The organism is Halobacillus shinanisalinarum (assembly GCF_022919835.1).
GTDB lineage: Bacteria > Bacillota > Bacilli > Bacillales > Halobacillaceae > Halobacillus_A > Halobacillus_A shinanisalinarum.
On record NZ_CP095074.1, the window covers coordinates 3,384,900 to 3,410,817 of the forward strand.

Annotated in this window: 21 protein-coding genes and 1 riboswitch; of the genes, 18 read left to right on the plus strand and 3 right to left on the minus strand. The window is 40.3% G+C overall.

The annotated features are described in order from the left end of the window. Window positions 1-30: 30 nt before the first annotated feature. The 5 genes from MUO14_RS16785 (at window position 31) to MUO14_RS16805 (ending at window position 6,981) form a co-directional block, all read left to right on the plus strand. The gene (locus tag MUO14_RS16785; protein WP_244751748.1) at window positions 31-1,458 is read left to right on the plus strand and encodes an aldehyde dehydrogenase family protein; all 1,428 of its coding nucleotides are present in this window, start codon (window positions 31-33) and stop codon (window positions 1,456-1,458) included. Window positions 1,459-1,481: 23 nt separating this feature from the next. Beyond that, the gene (ald, locus tag MUO14_RS16790) at window positions 1,482-2,615 is read left to right on the plus strand and encodes an alanine dehydrogenase (RefSeq protein ID WP_244751749.1); all 1,134 of its coding nucleotides are present in this window, start codon (window positions 1,482-1,484) and stop codon (window positions 2,613-2,615) included. Between the two features lie 514 nt (window positions 2,616-3,129). Next, window positions 3,130-4,584: a S8 family peptidase gene (locus tag MUO14_RS16795; protein ID WP_244751750.1), complete on the plus strand. Its 1,455-nt coding sequence runs from the start codon at window positions 3,130-3,132 to the stop codon at window positions 4,582-4,584. Window positions 4,585-5,074: 490 nt separating this feature from the next. After that, window positions 5,075-5,180: riboswitch (TPP riboswitch) on the plus strand. Window positions 5,181-5,309: 129 nt separating this feature from the next. Continuing rightward, complete coding sequence (locus MUO14_RS16800) at window positions 5,310-6,230, plus strand: ABC transporter substrate-binding protein (protein WP_244751751.1); 921 nt, start codon at window positions 5,310-5,312, stop codon at window positions 6,228-6,230. Continuing rightward, entirely contained in the window at window positions 6,220-6,981 is a 762-nt protein-coding gene (locus MUO14_RS16805; RefSeq protein ID WP_244751752.1) for a 3-oxoacyl-ACP reductase, read from the plus strand. The genes MUO14_RS16800 and MUO14_RS16805 overlap by 11 nt, the downstream gene beginning before the upstream one ends. 939 nt (window positions 6,982-7,920) lie before the next feature. Here MUO14_RS16805 and MUO14_RS16810 read toward each other — a convergent pair. After that, window positions 7,921-9,960, minus strand: coding sequence for a bifunctional metallophosphatase/5'-nucleotidase (locus MUO14_RS16810; protein ID WP_244751753.1), 2,040 nt, complete (start codon window positions 9,958-9,960; stop codon window positions 7,921-7,923). A 170-nt stretch (window positions 9,961-10,130) separates the two neighbouring features. Between MUO14_RS16810 and MUO14_RS16815 the strand changes: the two genes are divergently transcribed. The 11 genes from MUO14_RS16815 (at window position 10,131) to MUO14_RS16865 (ending at window position 18,993) form a co-directional block, all read left to right on the plus strand. Then, window positions 10,131-10,454: a nucleoside triphosphate pyrophosphohydrolase gene (locus tag MUO14_RS16815; protein ID WP_244751754.1), complete on the plus strand. Its 324-nt coding sequence runs from the start codon at window positions 10,131-10,133 to the stop codon at window positions 10,452-10,454. Between the two features lie 18 nt (window positions 10,455-10,472). Continuing rightward, window positions 10,473-11,327: a phosphorothioated DNA-binding restriction endonuclease gene (locus tag MUO14_RS16820; protein WP_244751755.1), complete on the plus strand. Its 855-nt coding sequence runs from the start codon at window positions 10,473-10,475 to the stop codon at window positions 11,325-11,327. Between the two features lie 315 nt (window positions 11,328-11,642). Beyond that, window positions 11,643-12,125 carry a DUF2975 domain-containing protein gene (locus MUO14_RS16825; RefSeq protein ID WP_244751756.1) on the plus strand — a complete coding sequence of 161 codons (483 nt, stop codon included), beginning with the start codon at window positions 11,643-11,645 and terminating at the stop codon, window positions 12,123-12,125. 10 nt (window positions 12,126-12,135) lie between these two features. Continuing rightward, the gene (locus tag MUO14_RS16830) at window positions 12,136-12,357 is read left to right on the plus strand and encodes a helix-turn-helix domain-containing protein (RefSeq protein WP_244751757.1); all 222 of its coding nucleotides are present in this window, start codon (window positions 12,136-12,138) and stop codon (window positions 12,355-12,357) included. A 133-nt stretch (window positions 12,358-12,490) separates the two neighbouring features. After that, complete coding sequence (locus tag MUO14_RS16835; RefSeq protein ID WP_244755631.1) at window positions 12,491-13,261, plus strand: DUF817 domain-containing protein; 771 nt, start codon at window positions 12,491-12,493, stop codon at window positions 13,259-13,261. A 529-nt stretch (window positions 13,262-13,790) separates the two neighbouring features. After that, the gene (locus MUO14_RS16840) at window positions 13,791-14,333 is read left to right on the plus strand and encodes a hypothetical protein (protein WP_244751758.1); all 543 of its coding nucleotides are present in this window, start codon (window positions 13,791-13,793) and stop codon (window positions 14,331-14,333) included. 194 nt (window positions 14,334-14,527) lie between these two features. After that, complete coding sequence (locus tag MUO14_RS16845; RefSeq protein WP_244755632.1) at window positions 14,528-15,994, plus strand: protein adenylyltransferase SelO; 1,467 nt, start codon at window positions 14,528-14,530, stop codon at window positions 15,992-15,994. A gap of 572 nt (window positions 15,995-16,566) precedes the next feature. Beyond that, window positions 16,567-17,076: a YfiT family bacillithiol transferase gene (locus MUO14_RS16850; protein WP_244751759.1), complete on the plus strand. Its 510-nt coding sequence runs from the start codon at window positions 16,567-16,569 to the stop codon at window positions 17,074-17,076. A 259-nt stretch (window positions 17,077-17,335) separates the two neighbouring features. After that, window positions 17,336-17,644: a hypothetical protein gene (locus MUO14_RS16855; protein ID WP_244751760.1), complete on the plus strand. Its 309-nt coding sequence runs from the start codon at window positions 17,336-17,338 to the stop codon at window positions 17,642-17,644. 265 nt (window positions 17,645-17,909) lie between these two features. After that, window positions 17,910-18,491: a hypothetical protein gene (locus tag MUO14_RS16860; protein WP_244751761.1), complete on the plus strand. Its 582-nt coding sequence runs from the start codon at window positions 17,910-17,912 to the stop codon at window positions 18,489-18,491. Window positions 18,492-18,711: 220 nt separating this feature from the next. After that, window positions 18,712-18,993 (plus strand): hypothetical protein, encoded by a 282-nt coding sequence (locus tag MUO14_RS16865; RefSeq protein ID WP_244751762.1) that lies wholly within the window; start codon window positions 18,712-18,714, stop codon window positions 18,991-18,993. Window positions 18,994-19,245: 252 nt separating this feature from the next. Here the strand turns inward: MUO14_RS16865 and MUO14_RS16870 are convergent, their stop codons facing one another. Further along, the gene (locus MUO14_RS16870; protein ID WP_244751763.1) at window positions 19,246-20,535 is read right to left on the minus strand and encodes a glycosyltransferase family 2 protein; all 1,290 of its coding nucleotides are present in this window, start codon (window positions 20,533-20,535) and stop codon (window positions 19,246-19,248) included. Window positions 20,536-20,878: 343 nt separating this feature from the next. Between MUO14_RS16870 and MUO14_RS16875 the strand changes: the two genes are divergently transcribed. Both MUO14_RS16875 and thrS read left to right on the plus strand, forming a co-directional pair. Beyond that, complete coding sequence (locus MUO14_RS16875; protein ID WP_244751764.1) at window positions 20,879-22,168, plus strand: WD40/YVTN/BNR-like repeat-containing protein; 1,290 nt, start codon at window positions 20,879-20,881, stop codon at window positions 22,166-22,168. Between the two features lie 628 nt (window positions 22,169-22,796). Continuing rightward, a complete protein-coding gene (gene thrS, locus MUO14_RS16880) occupies window positions 22,797-24,719 on the plus strand; it encodes a threonine--tRNA ligase (RefSeq protein ID WP_244751765.1) in 1,923 nt (640 codons plus the stop codon). Window positions 24,720-24,913: 194 nt separating this feature from the next. On the opposite strand, the gene MUO14_RS16885 is transcribed toward thrS, so the two are convergent. Beyond that, window positions 24,914-25,684 (minus strand): TerC family protein, encoded by a 771-nt coding sequence (locus tag MUO14_RS16885; protein WP_244751766.1) that lies wholly within the window; start codon window positions 25,682-25,684, stop codon window positions 24,914-24,916. Window positions 25,685-25,918 lie beyond the last annotated feature (234 nt).

Sequence of the window (25,918 nt, forward strand, 5' to 3'; positions counted from 1 at the left end):
TTACACGATGAATAATAGGGAGGTTTGAAAATGACGACGAAAAAGCAATTGTTTATTAATGGAGAATGGCACGATGCAAAGCATTATACATCACTTTTTTCCCCTTATAGTGGAGAGTTGATTGCAGAGATCCCCTCAGCAACAGCAGAAGAGGTGGATTTGGCGATAGAGGCTGCTGATCAGACTAGACAAACGATGCTTGAAATGCCAAGCCACCAACGTGCACAGATTCTCGAAAATCTTGCTGACTTATTGGAACAACGCTTTGATGAAGCAGCCAACATCATTGCTGAGGAAGCAGCCAAGCCGGTCAAAACGGCGGAAGGAGAAGTAACCAGAACGATTCAGACGTATAAGTTCTCCGCTGAGGAAGCCAAAAGGCTCAACGGAGAAACCATCCCAATGGACGCAGCTCCTGGCGGGGAAGGGAGAGTAGCTTACACCGTAAGAGAACCACTTGGGGTGGTAGGAGCCATTACGCCTTTTAACTTCCCTATGAACTTAGTTGCCCATAAAGTTGGCCCGGCGATCGCTTCCGGAAATGCTATCGTTCTAAAGCCAGCGGGGCAAACGCCGCTTTCTGCCTATTTTCTTGCCGAGCTCCTGCATGAAGCAGGGATGCCGTCGGGTGCTTTTAATGTAGTAACTGGGAGTGGCTCTGTCGTCGGAGAGAAGATTGTCACAGATGAGAGAGTAAAGAAAATCTCTTTTACCGGCAGTCCGGAAGTAGGCATTGGTATTCGTAATAAGGCAAGACTCAAGCCCGTTACGCTTGAGTTAGGATCCAATGCCGCTGTAATCGTGGATAAAAATGTTGATGTTGAAAAAATAGTTCCTCGCTGTGTGACGGGAGCATTTGGGTTTCAAGGACAAGTCTGTATTTCCCTGCAACGGATTTATGTTCATAAAGATAACTATGATCGCTTCGTAGATAAATTTGTTGCAGCGACGAATAAACTAAACGTTGGCGATCCGTTCGATCCAGCTACAGATGTTTCGGCGTTAATCAGCCCACAGGATGTAGAACGCACACTTGAGTGGATCGACGAGGCCAAACGGAACGGAGCGAAAGCAGCTACAGGGGGAACGAGCGAAGGGAATATAGTACAGCCAACCGTTCTTCTCGAGGTAGATGCCTCCTCAAAGGTTTCTTGTCAGGAAGTTTTTGCCCCAATCGTTTTAATAAACAAAGTCGACTCTGTTGAGGAAGCGATTGAGGCAGTCAATGACTCCCGCTATGGACTTCAGGCAGGGATCTATACGGAAAATATTCATACAGCCATGCGTGCGACGAAAAAGCTGCATGTCGGTGGTGTATTAGTTAATGACATTCCAACATTCCGTGTTGATCATATGCCGTATGGCGGCGTAAAGGAAAGTGGAGTTGGACGAGAAGGAATCAAATATGCAATGGAAGAAATGACGGAACTAAAACTAGTAATCTTTAACAACAATTAATTTAAATAAGGGAGGACATTCAAATGATCATTGGAATTCCAAAAGAGATTAAAAATAACGAAAACCGCGTGGCACTAACACCGGCTGGGGCTATGAGTCTTATAAAGGCAGGGCACCAGGTGATTATGGAGACGGAAGCAGGACTCGGAAGCGGATTTGAGGATGATTCCTATCGAGAAGTAGGGGTCATGATTGAGGTAGATGTAGCAAAAGTTTGGGCTTATGCAGAGATGGTTATGAAAGTAAAAGAACCGCTTCCTAGTGAATATAACTTTTTCCGAAAAGGATTGATCTTGTTCACTTACTTACATTTAGCTGCTGAACCGGAACTGACAAAAGCACTTGTAGAAAAAGAGGTAACGGCCATTGCCTATGAAACGGTGCAAGTGGGAAGAGCCCTACCATTATTAACACCAATGAGTGAAGTAGCCGGACGGATGTCAGCACAAATTGGAGCTCAGTTCCTTGAGAAATCAAAAGGGGGAAGAGGCGTTCTTCTATCGGGTGTACCTGGTGTTAGACGTGGAAAGGTAACCGTTATTGGCGGTGGAGTAGTAGGAACGAATGCGGCTAAGATCGCGATGGGTCTAGGTGCTGAAGTAACCATTATCGATTTAAGTCCGGAACGTTTACGCGAACTTGATGATATCTTTGGTGATCAGATCCAAACACTCATGTCCAATCCACTAAATATTGCTGAAGCCGTGGCCGAATCCGATTTAGTCATCGGAGCCGTGCTCATACCGGGTTCCAAGGCGCCAAAGCTTGTAACGGAAGAAATGATCACATCCATGAATCCAGGTTCTGTTGTTGTAGATGTTGCCATTGACCAGGGTGGTATTATTGAGACAGCTGATCAAATAACGACACATGACAGCCCGACTTATACGAAGCATGACGTCGTCCATTATGCCGTAGCTAATATGCCAGGTGCTGTACCACGGACAGCTACGAGTGGCCTTACAAATGTGACAGTGCCCTACGCATTACAAATTGCCAATAAAGGCGTTAACGGAGCCATTGCTGATAATCAAGCATTAGAATTAGGATTAAATACAGCAAGTGGGGTGGTTACATACAAAGCGGTAGCTGATGATCTTGGCTACGAATATGTGCTACCAAAGGAAGCGTTGGCGAAGGTTAAAGCTCTAAATTAACATGATAAAATGGATAAGCACTTCCTTATTTCTGTCAATAGAATTAAGGGGGTGTTTCTTTCTCATCAAACGTTTCACCTAGAACAATCGGTTCCCGTTTGCTTCTCACGCAAGTACTCAGCGAACAGTTCACGCTGATAATCAAGGGTCTGATGTCCATTCCATTTCCCCAAAGGTTGTATAGACCTCACATTCACTTTAGATAAGAAATTGTACGTCCAGGAAATGTTTGATAGTTAGAGGTTTGCCAAATGGTGATTTGCAGCAAATAATTGTCAATAGAATTTCTTTTAAAGCGGCTTGAGTTCTCAAGCCGTTTTTTATAGTTCACTATCCGACACCCGTTCGTTTTAAATTGAAATAAAATTTAGGTCCTTTACTTTAACCATAAACTAGCAAATGCTAGTTCTTAAGGGGTTTTTTAAACTTTATATACTGAAAATTTTAAATTTTGTGTTATTCTAGTTCAGAAAAGGATTTTAGAAGATCAATAAAAAGGAGGAGACACACAAACATGAAGAAAAGAGCAAGTATTGTTTTATCATTGGCTGCAATCTTGTCCTTACTTGTTTCGCTTTTTCCAGGTGGAATAGGTGTGAATGCTGAAACAGGTATAAACGTTTCTATCGACCCCCATCTAAATAAAGCATTAGAAACGGAGGCAGGACCGTTTGAAGTGGTGGTCACTTTTGAAGGTGAAGGAGCCCCAACTACTCAAGATGTTGCTATCCTCGAAAAGATTGGATTGACGGAAGGGGTTACCATGAAGGCCCTTCCGGTTGCCGGTGTCTTAGCAACAGAAAGTCAGATTGATAAACTAGCACAAGCGGAAGAAGTTCGTTCTCTTTACTTGAACAGAAAGCTGACTTACTTCAACGAGAAGGCTACAGAACTTACAGGAGTCGATCAGGTTCGCATGGATGACCAAATGACAAAATGGAACGAAGGTCTTCCTGTTACCGGGGAAGGGGGCTCCGTTCTTGTACATGACAGTGGGGTCGACGGCACACATGCAGACTTAGAATATGGCTCCCATCTGGTTGAAAATATACTTAGCTCCATTAACTTACACGCCTATAGCGACATCGGCCCTGTGACGTATCAAGAAGGCGTTGTCAACACGGATACAAATTCCGGTCATGGGACTCATGTTGCTGGTACTGTGGGTGGAACAGGACAAATGTCTAACGGAAAATACGAAGGTGTTGCCCCAGGTGCTGATTTAGTCGGCTATGGTTCCGGCGGTGCTCTCTTTATTCTTGATGCTATTGGCGGATTTGACTACGCTTTAACCCATCAGGCGGAATTTGACATTCGCGTCATTACAAATTCTTGGGGTTCATCAGGTGAATTCGATCCGAATGGCCCCGTCAATGTTGCTAGTAAAGTGGCATATGAACGGGGAATGGTTGTGACGTTTGCAGCCGGTAATGCTGGTCCTGAGGCAGATACGATGAACCCGTATTCTCTTGCACCATGGGTGATTTCTGTAGCAGCAGGCACCTTTGAAAGTGAACTTGCTGACTTTTCTTCTCGTGGCGTGAAAGGGGAAAGCGGTACGTTTACTAGCGAAGGTGAAACATATACGTATTTCAATCGGCCAGACGTAACAGCACCAGGTTTAAATATCGTGTCAACTAGAACTCTGTCACCGGTGGGTGTACTTAACACGACCACCGATGCAGAAAATATACCCACAGCTTTTCTGCCGTATTATACTACGTTAAGTGGAACCTCCATGGCCACCCCGCACGTTGCGGGTATAGTCATGTTGATGCTTGAGGCCAACCCGACACTGTCCCCTGACGAAGTATTTGAAATCTTGACAGAAACTACTACGGACATGCCAGGATATGAAGCATGGGAAGTCGGTACCGGCTATGTAAATGCTTATGCGGCCGTAGATCGTGCATTTGAATTGACGGACAGTAAGACTAAAAAGGGGCCGAAACATAAGTCTCTAAGATAATAGACGACAAATATTTATCGTCTATTTGGATGAAAACCGTCTCGAGCATATGCCCGAGACGGTTTTATTTTGTATGCCGGGCATGGGTGTAAGATTCAAGTCCCGAGCGGTGAGGGTCGTTGTAGCCGTTAGCCAAAAACAAGGGTGTCAGGGTGACCTGAATCTAAAGGAAGCTGGTGACAAAGTTCCGCCTTGTGGGATACGAAAGTTGGTTTATCTTTTTCCTTCCCAAGCGATTAGGACTTTTCCAAATTCCTTTTCAAGGTTTTCTATTTTTTGTCGTTCAGTCTCTGAGAGAGTTGCTAACTTGTAGTCATTCTTCATATGAAAACCTCCAATCTAAATTCTTACTTAGAGTATTCGTTAAAAAGCAAAAATTATTCCACTTACGTATATTTCTGAACTCTAACTGACAAATGGATATCCAATTTTAAATGTCAGAAGACAAGGCTAACTTTGTGTGTTAAACTCTAGAAAATAATATAAGAATGCTATTCACTAGGGGAGCCATATGGCTGAGAAAAGAAATGATATTTCTTTGACCCTCTGAACCTGATCTGGTTAATACCAGCGAAGGGAAGTGATGTTGTTAGCATTAATCATCGTTGATTAATGGGGAATAACAGGATCACTTACATGTGGTGCTGTTTTTTTATTATGGAAACGTTTCTTACAACAGAAATGACTGGAGCATTAGAAAATATTTTCAATGGGAGGATGATGATATGGAAAAACTCAGATTTGGCCTGGAATGGTTTCTAAACCCGAACCACCTTCCCTTTTTGATTGGGGTAGAAAAAGGGTGGTTTAAAGAAGCTGATCTGGATGTGGAGATGATAGAACCTGTGGAACACTTTGATGCGATGGATGAAATTTACAAAGGACGTATGGACATGGCTGTTACAGAACCTCTTCACCTAGTACAGGATCGGCTAAAACAAAAGGACGTCATTGGGTTCTCAAGATTTTTAAAATCTGATAGTGGAGTCATGTCACTCGAAAATAAAGGAATCACAAGACCAAAAGATATGCTTGGGAAGAGACTAACCTATCCAAGTGCTCCGGGACCAACAGGATTATCCTTTGTGAAAGCACTGATCGAGGCTGATGGAGCACATTGTAATGTCAGTGACGTAACTCCAGTTAACAAGGGGTTTTATCATACAGATGCTTTAATTCACGATGAAGCGGATATAGCTTTTTCTGTACAACAGCATCATGAAGTTATTGAAGCAAGTGAACGGGGATATGAACCAAGATTCTTTTCACTAAAAGAATGGGGACTGCCTGCAGGTGGGCATTTAATTTTAATTACTTCACGAGAAATTTTAGACAAACGCAGACAAGGGATTGATAAGTTCTTGGAAGTTTTGAAGAGAAGCATTGAGTTTATAGAAAACAAACCTGAGGAAGCAAAGGTGGTTTATTATCAATTTACTGGAAACCGGAAGGATCATATTGAAGCTGCTATTTTAGACGCAACTTTATCATACTTCACAACAGATTTTTCAGTGCCGGTCGCTTATTTTGACGATTTACAAAAATGGCTGAATAAAACAAAACTGACTGATTATTCAATAGACCCTCAGGAATATTGGACTAATGAATTCGTGCATAATAAAGGAGGAAATGACAATGGAAATTAAAGATCAAGTTGTACTCGTCACTGGGGCAAGCCGAGGATTAGGAGCGGAAATAGCCAAAGCCTTCGGACGAGAAGGAGCAAGAGTTATCGTTAACTACAATCAAAGTGAAAGGAAAGCACAGGAAGTAGTTGAAAGTATTGGCGATCGTGCTAGGGCTATTCAAGCAAATATCCTCGATAAAGATCAAGTTCAAGCGATGTTTGATCAAGCAGAAAGGCATTATGGCCAAGCCGTTACCACTGTGATTAATAATGCTCTTGTTAACTTTAAATTTGATGCCGTGAACAGGAAGACCGCGGAAACGGTAACCTGGGAAGAGTATCAAACCCAATTAGAGGGGAGTGTGAAAGCAGCGTTACACACAACACAAACTGCTACTGAAGGAATGCGTGGGCTGAACTTTGGAAGAATTATAAACATCGGTACCAATCTATTTCAAAACCCTGTGGTCCCTTATCATGATTATAATACAAGTAAGGCGGCATTACTCGGTTTTACTAGAAACATGGCTCGCGATATGGGAGCTCACGGTATTACGGTAAATATGGTTTCGGGCGGGTTATTGCAAAAAACGGATGCAAGTGCATCGACTCCTGATGAAGTGTTCGATATGATTAGTGAAAATACACCGCTAAAACGGGTGACAACCCCCGAAGAATTAGCTGATGCTACATTATTTTTCGCTTCGTCGTGGAGTCGTGCCGTTACCGGGCAAAACTTAGTCGTTGATGGTGGCTTGGTCATGGATTAATCATCTTAAAGCTACGGTATGGCGTCTGCAGCCAAGCTCAATAAAGAATCGTGGACAGGTCTAGTGCTAGTTTTTATTATAATAGCAGCCTCACGAGGTGACATAACGTCCTGTCTCAAAAATATAGCGACCTATCTCAGAAATATAACTCCCGATCTTCATGTAATTATGTAACTATCTGTTACAGTCATTAGCTTCCAATGATTTGATTTTTCTTAAGAAAAGAGGCACCTCTCAGTAGAAAGGTGACTCACATACAGGCTTATCTTTTCCCTTCCCAAACGATAAGAACTTTTCCGAATTCCTTTTCAAGATTTTCTGATTTTTCTCGTTCAGTCTCTGAGAGAGTTGCTAACTTGTAGTCATTCTTCATATGAAAACCTCCTTGATTCAAATCTTAATTAGAGTATTCGCTAATAAGTAAAAACTATTCTATTTCGGTATTCCAGTGCTTCTTATGCAAGTCACCACGAAAAAATTAGCTGATTATAATTAAAAGGACCTTGTTTTCTTTTTAACCGTTAATAAATGAGGAGATTATTAAGGACGGAGGGGAAAATATGAACGTTCTTATATTTATCTGATTCAGGTGTTGATGATACGTTCGCTCTGCTATATGCACTGCGTCACCCAGAGATTAATGTGATCGGGCCGCTCAAAATACTCAGTATCTGTTATCTCTGATGGGCAAGGGTGACCATTTACTCACACACAAAAAAGCCAGCAGAATCATGGAATCTGCTGGTCTTTCCCTGTAATACTCATACTTTCAAACAAAGAGGTTAACTTCCTCTCATGATTGTTCCCGAATTAAAATCGGGACGTGTATTTTCGACTTTTTGTCATACACACAAACTTCTGGAATTGTAATCTCATTACTCCAATACATAGAAAAAGCCAGCAGAATCCCCACATTCTGCTGGCGTAGCCAATTCTCTATTACTCTTGAATCAAACGACCGTCAAACGCTTCAGCCGGAACAATTGTCTCGCCATTCGCTTGCTTCTCACGCAAGTAATCAGCAAACAACTCCCGCTGAAAGTCAGGATGTGACGTCCATTCTACTTCACCAAAAGTCGTATAGCCATCACCTTCGCCGGTAGATAGGAAGTTGTTCGTCACAACCGTAAACGTCTGATCGGAAAACTCACCATTCGTATAAACAGGTGTGCCGTCAGTCAGCTCAATGGAAGTCACGCGTTCTCCATCTGGCTGTGAAGGATCATAGACAACATTCATGCCTGAGAACTGAATCTTCATAAAGTTGGAATCATCCTGTGCCGGGCCTTCTAAGATTTCCTTAAGCTGCTGCCCAGTCATTTCTGCCGTCACATTATAGTTGTCAAAAGGAAGCACTTCGAATACTTCACCATAGGTAATTTTCCCAGCATTAATATCTGTACGAATACCCCCACTGTTTTGGAAGGCGATATCTGCATTCGCGCGCTCACGCATTGCATCTGTAATCATGTTCCCAAGCTGGCTGACACCAAGGTCGCCGTACTTGCGATCACGAGTTAAAGGCCCTTCAGTTGTAGAGACAATTTCACTTTTTATTTCTTCAACTTGATCTTTATAGTAATCTACAATCTCGCGAACACTTTCATCTTCGCTTGCTAGGTGATCATAGGTTTCTAGCATATCGATTTCAGAACCATAGATTTCTTCTGATTCAGGATCGACAAACAACTGAATATGGCCAATGGCTTTTGTATATTCATCAGCTTCAACTACTGGAATACCATTCACATGACCAGCTACTCGCTCGTGGGAGTGACCGCCGACGAGGGCATCCAGTCCGCCTTCAGATGAGTTTGCGAGCTGTGCCAATTCGCCCATGATCTTTTCAGTCTCTTCCTCATGCCAGCCAGGAAGGTGAGAGGTTACCATTACCATGTCGGCACCCTTTGCTTCAAGTTCAGCTGCAAGTTCCTCAGCAATTGGAGCAGGGGTTGGGAACTCCAAGCCCTTTACATGAGTAGATAACGTCGTCTGTGGTGTTTGTGGTGTAGCAAATCCGATAATTCCAATTTTATAGCCGCCTTTTTCAATGATCGTATAAGGCTTGGCCCACTCAGGACGCTCTCCAGTTTCTTCTTCAAAAATGTTCGCACCAAGAATGGGATAAGCAGCATCATCCAGGCGCTGTTTCAGGACATCGACACCCCAGTCAAACTCATGGTTACCGATTGAGCCCGCATCGTACTTGATATCATTTAATGTTTCAATGGTAGATTTTCCGTAAAAAGAATTAGAGATAAGAGTTCCTTGCATCGTGTCTCCACCATCGACAACGACCGTACCATCCGCATTCACTGAACGGAAATCCTCAACAATGCCGCCAATTAACGCCATTCCGCCTTGTTGGTATTGCTGGTTCTGGATAATGTTCCCATGAATATCGTTGGTAGAAAGAATATCAATGACATCAAAAACGAGAGGTTTAAACGTTTTGGCGACTTCCTCCAGCGTCATCGGCTCATTCGGTTGAAACGCTTCCTCAAACGTTATATCAAATCCACCTGCTAGAGTCGCATAGGCCACATACGGCTTCGCTTCCTCAGGAATAGACTCGACATCCGTGAAATTATTCAACACCTCAAGATCCACTTCAGGGACCTCGCCATTATTCATCGCAAGCGTAAACAATTTCGCCATATCAATCCGGGTAATTGGTTCCTTAGGACTAGCACCTTTAGACTTGTTTGATGAATCAGAGAAAAACACATCTTTCGGACTTAACCCCTTCATCTCATCCGCGCGCTTCAACATCTTCATTACATCAAGGCGCGTCACATAAGGGTTTTTATGTATCTGAATCTGCTGCTTCTGCTTAATAATGTCTTGATCAATCAAAAGCTCTGTATCACTTAACTGCGCCATGTCGAAGTTCGTCTCAGCTTTTACCTCATCTGCCTGAAACAACGAGAAAGCCATTACTGGAGCGGCTAAAACGGTCAACAACTGCCTTTTCTTCATCCGTCTTTTTCCCCCTTGAATTGTATTAGAAACCGTATACAATGTACCAAATTGAATGAAAATTTAAAATCATGCAATCTATCTATTTTTTGTGAGAGTAGGAGGATTATGATGGAAAAATGTCTAATTATGTATATATAAGAAATCATAAAGAATAGGTGAGATAAGAAATGCCCATATATAACAAACTCGTCCGTGACCGAATTCCTGAGATAATCGAAGGAAAGGGTAAGTCGATTCGTACCCGTATATTAAATGAAGAGGAATACATAGATTCATTGAAAAACAAGCTCCAAGAAGAAGTAAACGAATATCTTGCAGCAGATAATGATCAAGAAGCTTTGGAGGAATTGGCTGATTTATTGGAGTTAATCCGTGCTGTTACAAAAATCCACGATTCTTCAATAGAACAAGTGGAAAAGATCCGGCGTGAAAAGAGTGACCAGCGTGGATCGTTTCATAATCAGGTTTATCTAGTTGAGGTGGAGGATTGAAAAGTTGGGGGAATAAGAGTGGACAAACAGCTGTTGAGAGAAAAGGTAGAACATCTTACCATTTGGAAAAAGCATGACCAACGTGCCCCACATAAACCTTTATTGATCTTGTACGCGTTAGGTCGACTCGTAACACATCAACAAAGGTGGATTCCCTTTAAGCAAGCCTATACAAAAATGGAACATCTATTGAAGGAATATGGCCCACCGAGGAAGTCCTATCACCCAGAGCAGCCTTTTGTACGTCTCGTGAATGATGGTATCTGGCAACTCACTCCTTCAGTAGATCATCAGAAATTTACCAAAACTGAATTACTAGTGAAGGAAATACAAGGCGGGTTCACACCAGAAGTCCAAAAGCTGCTAGAAAAGGATCGATCCCTTCCTTTTGAAATTGCTAACGACATTCTAGTTAAGCATTTTCCAGAAACTTACCATGAAGAGCTGTTGCAGGAGTTCGTGTTGATTTTTGGCTTTCGAACCTACCGAAAACGGGACGCTGCATTTAGGAGAAAAATTATCCATGCCTACGAAGGACGATGTGCTGTATGTGGGTTTAGTGCGAAAATCCATGGCTCGCTTGTTGGAGTGGAAGCGGCCCATATTAAGTGGCATCAGTATGGAGGACCGGATATGGAAGATAACGGATTAGCCTTATGTTCTTTGCATCATAAGCTGTTTGATAAAGGTATCTTTACTGTTACTAATGGTAAGAAGGTGTGGGTGTCTGAGTATGCAAGTGGGATAGAGAACTTTAGAGAGATGATGACGGATTTCCATAATCAAAACATTAGGATGCCGTTTTCGCTTTGTTATGAGCCAAGTTCGGATTTTTTAGAATGGCATGTGAGGGAAGTTTTTAAAGGATACTAGTTACAAATATAAGCAAGATGGAACGAGGTGTTAAAGAAATGGACCAGATTGTTTAATAACGCTTAGTAAGATAAATGGAGATTGTGAATAAATGCACCTAAAGTAACGGTACAGGTTAGTTACACAAGTTATAAATTGAATAGTTTAAAGTTATAGAGCATTCCTGTGTAATGAGGAATGCTCTATTCTTTGTCTAAAGATAAAAGGATGTTTATATAAGAACAAAAATATAATCATAATCGATAATTATTTATTGATAAGCGATAAATTGAGTGTTAAAATCAAATTTACAATGAATAAGAGGGGTGCTTTTTTATGAAACGAGGATCAACACTCTTTTTAAAGATAGCTGTTGTTCTTATTGGAATCCCAATTCTTGCTTTGTGCATATTTGTAGTGCCTGAGATAGCGAGTTTCGCAGCAGAATTGTATCCAGATATTGCTTATATAAACGATCTTGTTTTAGTCAATTTGTATGCAGCGGCGATACCTTTTTACTTTGCTCTGTATCAAGCTTTTAAACTTTTAAGCTATATTGACAAGAACAAAGCTTTCTCGGAATTATCTGTTAGAACTTTAAAGAATATAAAATACTGTGCAATCACAATCAGTATTTTGTATGTGATAGGCATGCCACTCTTTTATCTCATCGCGGAGAGAGATGACGCCCCAGGTATCATAGTGCTCGGAATGATCATTATTTTTGCTTCGTTGGTGATTGCAGTCTTTGCTGCTCTTCTTCAAAATCTGTTAAAAAATGCCATAGATATAAAATCAGAAAATGATTTAACGGTCTGAGGTGAAAACAATGGCGATCATAATTAATATTGATGTGATGTTGGCGAAAAGGAAAATGAGCGTAACAGAACTTTCGGAGAGGGTTGGAATAACAATGGCTAACCTTTCTATATTGAAAAATGGAAAGGCAAAAGCGATTCGATTTTCAACTTTAGAAGCGATTTGTAAAGCTTTAGAATGTCAGCCTGGAGATATTTTAGAATACCGAAGTGATGAAGACACCCAAGGTTAATAAAATGAAGCATGTAACACTTAAAGGAAAGGGATATTTCTTTATTTAAATGTTCAAATTCATAAAAGAGGAGTTACTCATGAATTTAACCATTCAAAATGATTCTCAGAAGAAACCATTGAAGGCACAGATCATGAGGGCACTAAAACAACTCATTCGTTTTGGTTGGGAGCAGGCCTTATCATGTTTATTTCCTATCGTTATTTTTGTCTCTTTAGCTGTTACAGAAATCATGACACTTCCCTTCCTCCCACGGTATGACTGGCTGCTCATCATCTGTCTTCTGATGCAGTGGTGGATGGTGCGTTCTGGGCTTGAAACACGGGATGAACTAAAGGTTATTACAGTGTTCCACCTTATTGGACTTGCTCTTGAACTTTTTAAGGTACATATGGGCTCCTGGTCTTATCCAGAGGAAGCCTATTTCAAAATTTTTGGAGTGCCCTTGTATAGCGGATTCATGTACGCAAGTGTAGCGAGTTATCTTTGCCAGGCGTGGAGGAGGTTACATGTTGAACTGGTTAAGTGGCCCCCGTTTCTGGTGGTTGTACCTCTTTCGGCTGCGATTTATTTGAATTTTTTCACCCACCATTATTGGATTGATGTCCGCTTTTGGTTATCTGGACTTGTACTTATCGTCTTTTGGCAATCATGGGTTACATACGAGGTGGATGGAACTCGCTACCGTATGCCACTCGCTCTTTCTTTTGTGCTCATCGGAATTTTTATATGGATCGCCGAGAATATCGCAACGTATTTCGGAGCTTGGGAGTATCCATACCAAACCGATGCATGGAGTCTCGTTCATCTAGGAAAGGTGAGTTCATGGCTTTTATTAGTGATTGTTAGCTTTCTTATAGTAGCGACTTTAAAGCAGGTTAAGGGAAAAGCTCCACTAGGATAGGTACTAGTCAGTTTTTATAACTGTTAAGAAAGTCGGATCCTTAGTATTGTAAGGAATTCGACTTTTTTAGGTTAAAGTTCTCCTAGCGTAGAATATTCCGAATAAGATAAATCGAAAAGAGTAACGTTCGTAATTGGGCAGTTTTGTTTATTATCCGAAACTTTATAGAAGTGTCGCGTTTGTAAGGGAATAGGAGTTATCTGTTGGTGTTGGCATTCCTAGAAAATTTGTCAGGATTTTTAATAATGGGTCATTTCGAGATTGTAATACATATTATTTTAATTCAGTTGGGTGCTTTACCTAAGTAAAAAATGGGCGACTGTCCTGCATAAAAGAGCCGGATAGTGGAGAAAGAACAAGATATGAGCGTGCTAAACTGATTGAGTTGGCACGTATTTTTTATTCAATGGATTGTTAGCTTTATTAACTTTAACGTTGTTAAAATCGGAGTAAGATGTTTAACTATGAAATAATAATAAACATAGAAAAAATCATCAATGCTCCAACATAAGTAGAAAGGTAGTGCCGAATGTTACGAAAGATATATAACCGTTCTATATTATCAATCACGCGCTTCTTATTGCATCTGTTGTTGAATCGTAAACACTCCAATTCAAAGAAAACCGGCTTTGAAGAAGTCAACGACATTATGCAAAAGTTCCAGACGAATCTCATTACTAATCAACAGTTAACCGTAGATCTAACGGAAGGGCCGGTTCCTGGGAGGAATAAAAACTCAAGGCGGTTGATAACCGCGTTTGAATCTAATCGCGATAAACGAGAAGAAGAGAACTTCTATGTTAAAGTCGCCAGAGATTGGGTCAGTGATTTAACTAGAAAGAGGCATCGCACAGCCCTCGCGTGTATTATTATCTTCCTAGGTCTTTATTTAAGCGGGCTTTTTCTTAATCAATATATCAGTGGCTGGAGCGGTGCCGTCATATTGTGCGGTATGTTCGTTTGCCCCATCCTCGGATTTTTCAGTGCAGCCCTAGGAAGAGGGTGGAAAAAGTGGGTGCTCCTTTCCGTTAATCTCCTTCTCTTATCGGTATTTATCATGATTATCGTTTAATGAAGTAATCTTTTACATAAAAAGTAGCTGGAAAATGTTAAGATAATGGAAAATGGAAAGATTATTTGAAGTTAGTAATTGTGCAATCCAGACACTTTTTCCTGATAAAAGTATGAATTATTGATATGATTTTTTGCTTTTTGTAGAAGAATATACATGGATAGAACTATGCCAAAACCAACAAAGGAGATATGATGGCACAGATTAAAGAAATAGGATGGAACTTTGATAACAGTTATGCTAGTCTGCCGGAATTATTTTTTAAAAACATTGAGCCAACCCCTGTACGTTCAGCGGAGTTGGTCATTCTCAATAAGTCTTTGGCAAATTCTTTAGGGTTGGACGTTAAAAAGTTACAAAGTAAAGAAGGTATAGAAGTTGTTACTGGCAACCAAATTCCCGAAGGAGCTTTGCCGATTGCCCAGGCGTATGCGGGGCATCAGTTCGGGAATTTTACCATGTTAGGGGACGGTCGAGCTGTGCTGTTAGGCGAGCAGATCACCCCTTCAGGCGAGCGTTTTGACATTCAACTCAAGGGTTCAGGCCGAACGCCTTTTTCCCGCAGGGGCGATGGCCGAGCGACACTTGGACCGATGCTGCGCGAATATATCATCAGTGAGTCGATGCATGCGCTTAATATTCCTACCAACCGTAGTCTCTCTGTTGTGACAACTGGGGAGTCCGTGATTCGTGAGACCGAGCTTCCTGGGGCAATTCTGACTCGTGTGGCTGCCAGTCATTTGCGTATTGGGACTTTTGAATACGCAGCAAATGGGGGCACAGTGGAGGATCTTCGGGCTCTTACTGACTATGCAATCGAGCGTCATTTTCCAGACATTGAAGATAATGAAGATCGATACCTTTCTCTTTTTCAGGAAGTGATTAAGCGTCAGGCTGCACTGATTGCTAAATGGCAACTGGTCGGATTTATTCATGGTGTGATGAACACAGATAATATGACGATCAGCGGAGAAACCATTGATTATGGCCCATGCGCCTTTATGGATGAATATAATCCGGCAACGGTATTCAGTTCGATTGATGTTCAAGGCCGCTATGCCTATCAGAATCAGCCGCCGATTGGCCAGTGGAATCTCGCTCGCTTTGCGGAAGCCCTTTTGCCACTGTTTCATGAAGACCAAGATCATGCGGTCGAACTAGCCGAGGAGGCGCTTGCCAAGTTTGAGAAACTGTATCATAGTTACTGGCTTAAGGGAATGAGGAGGAAATTAGGGATTCAGAATGAAGAGGAGCAGGACGAACCTTTAATCGAAGACCTTCTCGGCATCATGGAGAACTATCGTGCCGACTTTACCAATACGTTTCGCGCCTTAACATTAGGTGAACCGGAGGATACGGTCATGAATGGGACGACAGAATTTACTCACTGGTATGAGCAGTGGCAGGCGAGACTGGATAGACAGGAGGAATCGAAAACTTCTGCCTATCAAGTGATGAAGAACACAAACCCTGCGGTTATTCCTCGCAACCATCGGGTAGAAGAGGCACTTGAAGCTGCAGTGGAAAAAGCAGACTACAGTGTGATGGAGCGGCTTATGGATGTTCTTTCAAACCCTTATGCGTATTCATCTGAGCAGGAGGAATACACCAAATTGGCTGAACCATCAAACCGCCCTTACCGAACCTTTTGCGGAACCTGAATTCATGCACACGTGTCTCCGGAATGTAAGCAAAGGTGATTATTCTCTTTTAAAAAAGTAAGCTCTACTTTTTCAATTAAAAAGATATTTTACTGTAGAATAGAAGGGGCCTCCATATTAGGGAGGTTCCTTCTTTTAAGAAACAGGAGAAAACGTGTGAGATTCCTTTATGGATAAGGTTAATTTGCAATTGGAGGGAATGGCTGATATGTCTACAGATATTTAGTAGCTTTAGTATCTATAGTTTTATGGAGTACGGTATCCCGAGAGCTTGTAAGATCTTCAAAAGAAAATAATAAAGAGAAAAACGGACGAAAAATAATAATTTTAATGTCTGCAGGTACCCTATCAACACTAATTTTGACCATTTCACTTTTTCAAAATATCCAGTTTTTAAAATGATGTGTAAAGCGAACTAACGCATAAGAGAAAGGTATTATACCAGCTAATAGCAGAAAAGACTGTTCCAGGGGAATTAGATATTTTATGTTAAAATATAAAGAGGATTAGACATAATTTATGTAATAATAAATAAGTGAAAGAATAACGAATAGGGAAAAGGGGGATTGAAAATGGATGTAAGATATCCAATTGGGAAATTACAAGTTCCTAAAAAAGTAACATTAGCAAATATTCAAGAATGGCTAAAGGAAACCGAAACTTACACGCTTCGATTAAGAGAAACTGTTGACTCATTAAGTGATGAGGAATTAAGCAGAACATATCGTGATGGTAGCTGGACAGTTCGTCAACTTGTTCATCACATTGCAGATTCTCAGTTGAACATGTATCAACGTTTGAAGCTGGCTTTAACAGATGAGAACCCAACAGTACCAGCTTTTGATCAAGAAAAATGGGCTATTCAACCAGATACAAAGCTTCCTATAGAAAGTTCTATTAAAATGCTAGAAGGTATAAATGAGCGCATCGTATCTTTAGGATATAGTTTAACTGAAGAGCAATTAGATCGAGCTTTTACTCACCAGCAAAACGGTAAAATAACAGTTGCAACAAAAGTTGCAAAATTAGCTTGGCACGAAGAGCACCACTTAGCCCATATAAAAATCGCATTATCAAAATAATACAATATGTATGGAATTGGCCTATCGAACTTCGATAAGCCCATTTTTTTATTCAACTATACAAGGGCGCAAAAGTTGAATAAAGGGCTGCCTAAACACAGTCCGTTTTTTTTTAATACGGCTATCGAGAAGAATAATGTATTTTAAGGGGGAGATTACAGTTAAGCGTTTTTTATACTATTTCACTTGGACAATTATAATTGGTCTTATAATCTACTGGGGAATGAAGTATCAATCTCGGCTAGAAGAAGTAGCAAAAATGGAGTTTGAATTATTTCCTGTTATAATATTTGCTGCCATATTCCCTGTTGTGATTGGACTGTTCTTACGATTGCCTAAATTGATAATTGAAATTAAAGAGAACAAGCAATGGACTTTTGACTGGGTTAGGTTCATAGCAATTGCATTACCATCTCTCTACATAATAACAATGTCAATTTTGCCATACTCATCTTTGGGTGAAGGCTCCATCTCTATACCAGAGGTAATTCTAATTGGAAGTCCGACAGTTACAACAATAGCTGGGATTGTTTTTGGGTACGTCTTATTAGACAGTTTTAAAAAATAATAGTCTTCAACTAACGGCTGCGTTAGCATAATAACTATAGGTTATTTTTTGAAGTCCTTTTAAAACTTTTCGATCTTCCGTAAACAGGCGCATTTCTTGAACAAGAAAGCAGTCGTTTTTTCTTTAAGGAATTACTATTACTACGATAGTTGATATAATGGGTGTATAAAGGGCGTTTATAGTTAGGCTGGAAAAGGCTGTCTAGTCATTTTTGATACTTTGTCAGTTCTTAAACATTTAAACTTCAGAGGAGAAAAAAACTGTTATGGCAAAGAAGAGTAAGAAAAGTAAGTGCAAAAATCAAAAAAATAAAACGAACAACTATCACAAGCAGATTAAGAATGTATTTGTAGCAGAAGGTTTGTACAGCACTTATACGTTCTTTACATTTGGAAAAAAACTTTTCATTCACTCATCACTTAACAATGAACAAGTTTTTGAGATAGCAGAGTTCGAACATAACCAACAACAATTACGTGAAGACCTATCTATACCTATGATTTTAGAAGTAATTCAACTGAAAATGCAAAATCAATTGAGAGATTGTCAACAATATTTACTACCAAGCATGAAAGAGTTGCATGAAGAATTATGGGAAGAAATATGTCGTGATCAAGAAGAATCTCTTTCTGAAAAGGAGCAGAAGATGTTTGATGTCGCCGTGAGATCAGAAAACGATTTGTTAGATGAAAGCGTAGAATTAATGGAAGAACAACCTCTAACTTATAACTATTTCGGGGACTCTGTCGCTTATAGTGAAGATGATCGTCAATGGATTGATTACCATATGTCACAAGGAAATTTTGATGCTGCATTAAATATTCATATGGCTTACGTAAAAGAATAGGCCAGTGGTACACTTTATATTAGGTCAAGTTTGTTTGAACAGCCCTCTATATATTTAATGCTTCAGGCAAATAATACTCCTTACTTTATTTCCGCAATATTTTTAGCGAATAACAAACTCCCCGGACTTTTTTCTAATATACTTTCTGTTAGCGTAACAAAAAATCTATTTTATAGATATACAAGGATGGTAATATTAAATGTTAAGATGTTCATGGTGTATGAAAAAAATTAAAGATAATGAGCCAGTATTTGGTTTAAGTGTTAAATTTGCTGAAGGCGTAGATTACTCGGATAGTGAAGGGACAATTATTCAAATTGAGCTAAATACTCGTAATACTAGTGTTCCTATGATTGTGACAGCTAGAGACTCTGAAGCAAAGACTCAAGGAACTGATGGTATATTTGCTTTGTGTAGTGAAAAGTGTGGGAAGAAAATGAAAGAAACTGTAACAAAGGAATTAACAACGTTCAAGGAGTTTAAAGATATTTCACTAAACTAAAAAAGTGCCTGATCCCTGGTGCGTTAACGCGCCAGAGGTCAGGCATAACAAAGGCACTAATGTCCGCTAAGGTTTAAAGTAAAAGTTACGTATCCTGTAGATATCCTGATATTGCCCTACAAGGAACATAGCGTGAAAGAAACCAAGTTGCCGGATATGCCACTGCCAAGTCACTTTCGCTTTTATTTAGCAAGTGTAAAAAAGCATCTTCCTTTTTTATGGGAAGATGCTTTTTCAAGCTGCCAGCCGCCATTATCGAACATCATCAACGGATTTCACCACTGTGTGAGCGATTGGCTTCCATTTAACGTCCTTAAACAGGGCTGTGATAGCGATCGGTATATAGGTTAGCATAAATAACGGAAAAGTGATTGTATAAGCGATTTTTTTCCACCTGGTACAATGGATTTCTCTCCACTCCGTCAAGGTTGTAATAACACCAAGTATAAACAGGATCACGTAAATCTGGCCAACGCACTGTAATAATGCCATAGAGGATGCTTGAATAGTCTCTACTCCCTCTAATATTCCAAAAAAACCAGCCAGAAGGAAGGAGCCGTTAACTATAATACTAAGAAATGAAATGAGCACAGCTGGCATGATTATCATGGCCATGTCGTAGCAGGAAAAACTGTTTCGCTTTCCTTTGAAAATGCCAATAAGCAATTTTTTACCATAATTGCCAAATACCTGATAAAACCCTTTTGCCCAGCGTAATCTCTGGTTCCAGGACTGTTTAAAGGTGACTGGCTGCTCGTCATAGAATATGGCTTTTCTGCAATATCCAATCTTTTCGCCTTTAATGATCTGTGAAACTGAAAATTCGATGTCTTCTGTGAGCAAATGATGAATCCAGCCTCCATTTGCTTTGATCAAATCTGCATGTACTAGAAATCCTGTCCCAGAGATTGCGCAACTGGTGTTAAGGAACATTCTTGGAAGATTGAGATATTCAGCTTCATGCAAAAACCAGAGTGCATAGCCTGAAGAAATCCAATTCTGGTCAAAGTTTTTAGAGTTTCTGTAACTGGTGACTACTCTGTATCCTTGATTAAAGGTCTGGTTCATCCCTGCTATATAATTCTCATCAATGAGATTGTCGGCATCAAACACAAAATATCCTGCATAATTTTTGGCTGAATATTCTTTTTCAATAGTTTTTAACATATAGTCGAGCGCGTATCCTTTTCCAACCTGATCCTTATTGAAGCGCTCCCTGACAATAGCCCCTGCCTGTTTTGCAGCCTGGAACGTATGATCTGTACAATTGTCTGCTACTACGAAAATATCAATTAATTCTTCGGGGTAATTCTGTTTTTTTATACTTTTTATAAGTTGTCCAATGACGAGTTCTTCATTTCGGGCAGCTATAATCACTGCATATTTGTTGAGATGGTCATTTTGCAGACCGGGTTCGGATTTATAGTCCTTTTTAGCTTTAAATGCAACAAACATGTACACGATCTGGTAGGCGTACATCAAGGCAAATAATAGAAACATAAGCGTGTTAAAATTATAAATAAAAGTTGTAATTGAGTCCAAATTGATACCTCCGATGTGATAAAGTCACCGATACTGTATTTTACAACAGATGATGAGTAATAGGGAGCATTTACATAACTTCTTAACAACTTTTTAATAAATTCTTAATAAATTCATCTTCATTAAAAGCGCCTGAAAATAACGGTTATATACATGAATCAATTTCATAATTTAAGCCCCTTCTGCCCCAAGGGATTCAAAACGCAAAAAAGGAAGTACCTCTCCAAATCTAGTCAAGTAGGAAATTTGAAATCATTTTTATTAGGTTAAAGGCAGTAATCTGGAAGACTCAATCTCGAGGTATGTTTGCGTTGTATAATGAAAATGACTAAGAAGGGTTTTAATGATGTTATCAAATAAAAGAACAAAGGTAGTGCTTGGCATTGTAGCATTCATCTTATTGATGATTGGGGGATCGGCTGGTTACTATCTTCATTTTTACGAAGAAAATTTGAATAAGCGTTTGCCTATGGTGGTTACTGTTAAGGGTGATAGAGATCCGGAAGACATAGCTTATAAGTTTTGGTATACATATATGCAAGATTACAAAGGTGACAATGTTAGTTCATGGAAACGACTTTCTGATGTTCGTTTTAATGAGTTTCAACTATTAGCGGGGGATGAAGAAGAATTCGCCGTTGCTGTAACCTTTTGGGCAAAATTGGAGAAGAAAAATTGGTCCGTTCATCATAGCTGGGGTAAAGTCCAGAAAGATGGGACAGTTAAAGATATACAGTGGACATTACGAATAAAGAGAACTGGGGAAAATGAATATACGCTTAAACGAATTAAGCCAACTACAGCCACAATTGCAGGATTGCCACCTGTTAAAGACAAATATCAGAAAGAGGCTGGAATTGACGTACCAGATGAAACGAATCGTTACCAGATTCGTAATGGCAAGTTAGAGGTGACATATGATGATGGTGGACAATGGCAAGCGGTACCCGTTGCTTTAGGGGAGCTTTTTCAAGGAGATTACAGCGGCTCTAAAAAGCGTTTAATTGAGGGGAGTTATTTCATTTCCCCTAAGAAAACAGGCTTTGTGATTGGTGAAGGTGATAATGTGAATGTTCTTCTATCTGATGATAAAGGGGAAACGTGGGACAAAGTACATATCCCAAGTACACCTCCAAGGGTACGTTTACGATTGCTTGGCTTTACCTCTGAACAACACGGCTATGTGATTTTGACTGGAGATCGTACAATGAGCTTTGAAGCCCATGCTATTTATAAAACCAATGATGGCGGGGAGAGTTGGGTGAAGACCGGCTCCGTTCAAGAGACAAATCTGATGGTGACTGGTGGAGGCTTTATAAATGACAAGCTTGGATTTATGTCTTTTGGTTCTGTGAGGAATAATGGAATGGAGTATCCATCACTTTATCGAACGAATGATGGCGGGAAGCATTGGGATAAGGTGGAGTTACCCATTCCTGCAGAATATCAAGGGATTTTCACGGTCGCACAGGTACCTACCTTCGATGGGTCCCAAGGTACATTGCTAGTGAATCAGGGACCTAATGGGGATTACCAAGGTGGAAACGTATTGGCGAGGTTTATCTCCATAGATGAGGGTGCGACATGGTCCTTTGCCAACCTCGTTGATCCAGACCATGTCCTGGAGGAATAAGCTGAAAAAGAAATATTTGTAAATATCTATTGACTTGTGAATGATTATCCTATATATTAAGTTGAAATTAAAGTAATGCGATGATAAGGACATGAGTCATTCTTAACGGTTTACAGAGAGGGAAGGCAAGGCTGGAAACTTCCTAACGCTGTGGAATAGCTTACCCCCTTAGAGCAGTATTGGTGAACTACAGTAATAGTAATCGATACCGTAGCTGCTACGATACAGCAATAGGAAGCCATCATCTTTTAATGAAGTGGTGGAAATCTGGGTGGAACCACGAGACAACACACACTCGTCCCTTTTGTTGAGGGAATGAATGTGTGTTTTTTATTTTTTATAAATGTTGATGCAATGACAAGGATACGAGTTATTCTTAACGGTTTACAGAGAGGGAAGACAGGGCTGAGAACTTCCTAATGCTGCGGAACAACTTACCCCTTTGGAGCAGTACTGGTGAAATCACAGTAATCAGTACCGTAGAGGCTGCGATATAGCTTAAACGAAGCCATCATAATAGTTTAGGGTGTGATGGGAAGTTGGGTGGAACCACGAGTTTAGATACACGCTCGTCCCTTTTTTGAGGGATGGCGTGTTTTTTTATATCCAAAAAAAGGAGTGTTGGTCTATGAAACAGGAAGAAGTTGTAATCAAGTTTCCAGATGGAAATGAAAAGCCGTTTCCTAGGGGGATTAGCTTAGAGCAAATCGCAGAGTCTATTAGTCAAAGTTTAAGAAAGAAATCTGTGGCTGGTAAAGTGAACGGGACATTGTATGATCTTAAGCGAGGTATCGATGAAGACGCTGAAATAGAGTTATTTGATCTAAGTTCCTCGGCTGGTATCGAGGTGATGAGACATACAACGGCGCACGTATTAGCCCAAGCTGTTAAACGTCTGTATGGAAATGTTCATCTTGGTATAGGCCCCGTCATTGAAAATGGTTTTTACTATGATCTTGATATAGAGCATAGTATTACGATTGATGAGCTAGTTAACATCGAAAAAGAGATGAATAAGATCATCTCGGAAAATCTTGAGATGAAACGTAAAGAAGTCTCACGTAGCGAGGCAATGGAGATCTTTGCCCATGATCCTTTGAAGCTGGAACTGTTAGAATCTATTTCGCCTGAAGATATTGTTACCGTGTACAGTCAGGGTGAATTTGTCGATTTATGTCGTGGTCCTCATCTGTCTACTACAAGGTTTATCAAAGCGTTTAAACTAACTCATGTTTCTGGGGCATACTGGCGAGGGGATAGCCGGAATAAAGTACTTCAACGTATATACGGTGTGGCTTTTGCTTCAAAAGAAGAACAGAGCGAATACTTTCTTTTTGTTGAAGAAGCGAACAAAAGAAATCATCGGAAATTAGGGAAGGAACTAGAGTTATTTATGTTTTCCGAAGAAGCACCTGGAATGCCATTTTATTTAGCGAATGGCCAACTCATTCGAAATGAATTGGAGTCCTTCTTAAGGGAGCTGCAGCATTCCTATCATTATAAGGAAGTACGTACTCCGATCATGATGAACCAACGGCTATGGGAACAATCAGGCCATTGGAACCATTACAAAGAAAATATGTATTTTTCCGAGGTCGATCATCAGAAGTTTGCCTTAAAGCCAATGAATTGTCCTGGGCATATGCTGATTTTTAAAAATCAGCTTCACTCCTATCGAGACCTTCCCATTAGGATGGCCGAGTTTGGCCAAGTTCATCGTCATGAATTCAGCGGCGCCTTGAATGGGATGCTGCGAGTTCGTACATTTTGCCAGGATGATGCCCATATCTTTGTGACACCAGACCAAATAGAACAAGAAATTACAGAGGCTTTAACATTGATTAATTATGTGTACAACACATTTGGGTTTAGTTATGAAATTGAACTTTCAACAAGGCCGGATCATTTCATGGGGGATGAAGTGTTATGGGATAAAGCAGAAGGCGCATTAAAGAATGTCTTAAATAGTCTTAACTATAACTACCATGTAAACGAAGGGGATGGAGCATTTTATGGACCGAAAATTGATATCCATATTAAAGACGCGCTTAATAGAAGTCATCAATGCGCTACCGTCCAACTAGATTTTCAGATGCCGGAGAAATTTGATTTATCTTATGTAGACGAGAGAAGTGAAAAATGCCGTCCCGTTGTTATTCATCGTGCCGTCTTTGGATCCATTGATCGATTTCTAGGTATCCTAATCGAGCATTTTGGTGGTGCATTTCCTACTTGGTTAGCCCCCGTTCAAATAAAAGTGATAGGTGTATCCAATGAGGTTCATAAAGAGTATGCGGAAGAAGTTACACAACGGTTAAAACAAGAGGGAATACGAGTTGAACCTGACTTACGCGATGAGAAACTCGGCTATAAAATGAGAGAAGCACAAATGAAAAAAGTTCCATACATTCTTGTAGTAGGCGACCAAGAACGTGATCATTATACTGTAAATGTAAGAAAATACGGGCAAGAGGGGTCCAAAGAAATTCAAATAGATGAGTTTATTTTTAATCTAAAAAAATCCATTGAAAATAGATGGTTAAATGAATAGAAGGTATATAGTGTGTAAAGGTCTTCAAGAATACCAGCTAATATAAGCTATATGCCTATTCCTGAAAGGAACTCATTGAACAAGGCGTCCTTTTTTTAGGCTAAAGGTGGTATCGAAAACGAAATAGGGGTTTTATGCAAAAATTCATAAAAGAATCCTAACCTAAGTTCTTCAAGGTTAGGATTCTTTGTAGTCTAATTTGAGTACTCTCTCTGTGAGGCCCTCTTATCTGAGAGAAACCATCCTCCAATTGCGATTGTAAGAAGAACTGTCCAGAAAGTAATTGTCCAGAGGGTGCTGTGGGAGAATGATTCGGGCAATATGCCGACGTTATGATGGGAAAGTGTAATAATAGCAAGCTTTACGCCGACCCATGTAACAATCATGTAAGCAGTCGTTTCTAAACCAGGACGCTCCTCGAGAAGCTGCACAAACCAGTTTGCTGCAAATTTAATTAATACTAACCCTGCTATAGTTGCAGTAACGATAACAACATATTGCCCACCATCCATTCCTCCGAACTTAGGTAGTGGTGTTGATGGCAATGTAACAGCAAGTGCTACGGCCGCAAGGATTGAGTCAATAGCAAAGGCAACGTCGGCTACACCAATTTTTGCTACTGTAGGCCAAAAACCAGATCCAGCCTTATCTGCATCATCTTCTTCGTTTTCTTTTTTCGAAACAAAGAACGTTGCATAAACATGTTTTACGCCCAAATAAATGAGGTAGGCTGCGCCAATCGCCTGAACCTGCCAAACACCTGCTAGAAATGAAATAAGAAAGATGGCAGCGAATCGAAAAACAAATGCCATGAGGATACCATAGTCAATGGCGCGTTTCTTTTGATCGTCCGGTAAGTGCTTGGCTATTACCGCAAGAACAAGAGCGTTATCAGCCGATAATATCCCCTCTAAACCGATTAATACTAATAATGTCCAACCATATTCAAGCCAGATTGAATCCACTAAAATTCCCCCTTCATGATGCCAATAAAATAGAATTTGTAAGAGTTCCTGGTATAGACCATAAAAAAAGCAAAACCTTTACCATTAACAATGGCAAAGGTTTTGCTAACAATGCTGTAAGTTGCCATTAATGCCGAGAGTGAGACTCACTCTGTAATGACGACAATTACTGTTAAAGCTACTCCCCTTTGAAATTCTATGTTTAGTTAACCATGTTACGAGTCATAGGTCAAT

Bases quoted from the DNA above. Each gene is read 5' to 3' on its own strand.
- MUO14_RS16845 (WP_244755632.1), top strand. From the start codon at position 14,528: ATGGCACAGATTAAAGAAATAGGATGGAACTTTGATAACAGTTATGCT.
- ald (WP_244751749.1), top strand. From the start codon at position 1,482: ATGATCATTGGAATTCCAAAAGAGATTAAAAATAACGAAAACCGCGTG.
- MUO14_RS16815 (WP_244751754.1), top strand. From the start codon at position 10,131: ATGCCCATATATAACAAACTCGTCCGTGACCGAATTCCTGAGATAATC.
- MUO14_RS16830 (WP_244751757.1), top strand. From the start codon at position 12,136: ATGGCGATCATAATTAATATTGATGTGATGTTGGCGAAAAGGAAAATG.
- MUO14_RS16875 (WP_244751764.1), top strand. From the start codon at position 20,879: ATGATGTTATCAAATAAAAGAACAAAGGTAGTGCTTGGCATTGTAGCA.
- MUO14_RS16785 (WP_244751748.1), top strand. From the start codon at position 31: ATGACGACGAAAAAGCAATTGTTTATTAATGGAGAATGGCACGATGCA.
- MUO14_RS16860 (WP_244751761.1), top strand. From the start codon at position 17,910: ATGGCAAAGAAGAGTAAGAAAAGTAAGTGCAAAAATCAAAAAAATAAA.
- MUO14_RS16810 (WP_244751753.1), bottom strand. From the start codon at position 9,960: ATGAAGAAAAGGCAGTTGTTGACCGTTTTAGCCGCTCCAGTAATGGCT.
- MUO14_RS16825 (WP_244751756.1), top strand. From the start codon at position 11,643: ATGAAACGAGGATCAACACTCTTTTTAAAGATAGCTGTTGTTCTTATT.
- MUO14_RS16840 (WP_244751758.1), top strand. From the start codon at position 13,791: ATGTTACGAAAGATATATAACCGTTCTATATTATCAATCACGCGCTTC.
- MUO14_RS16835 (WP_244755631.1), top strand. From the start codon at position 12,491: ATGAGGGCACTAAAACAACTCATTCGTTTTGGTTGGGAGCAGGCCTTA.
- thrS (WP_244751765.1), top strand. From the start codon at position 22,797: ATGAAACAGGAAGAAGTTGTAATCAAGTTTCCAGATGGAAATGAAAAG.
- MUO14_RS16850 (WP_244751759.1), top strand. From the start codon at position 16,567: ATGGATGTAAGATATCCAATTGGGAAATTACAAGTTCCTAAAAAAGTA.
- MUO14_RS16805 (WP_244751752.1), top strand. From the start codon at position 6,220: ATGGAAATTAAAGATCAAGTTGTACTCGTCACTGGGGCAAGCCGAGGA.
- MUO14_RS16855 (WP_244751760.1), top strand. From the start codon at position 17,336: ATGGAGTTTGAATTATTTCCTGTTATAATATTTGCTGCCATATTCCCT.
- MUO14_RS16795 (WP_244751750.1), top strand. From the start codon at position 3,130: ATGAAGAAAAGAGCAAGTATTGTTTTATCATTGGCTGCAATCTTGTCC.
- MUO14_RS16865 (WP_244751762.1), top strand. From the start codon at position 18,712: ATGAAAAAAATTAAAGATAATGAGCCAGTATTTGGTTTAAGTGTTAAA.
- MUO14_RS16800 (WP_244751751.1), top strand. From the start codon at position 5,310: ATGGAAAAACTCAGATTTGGCCTGGAATGGTTTCTAAACCCGAACCAC.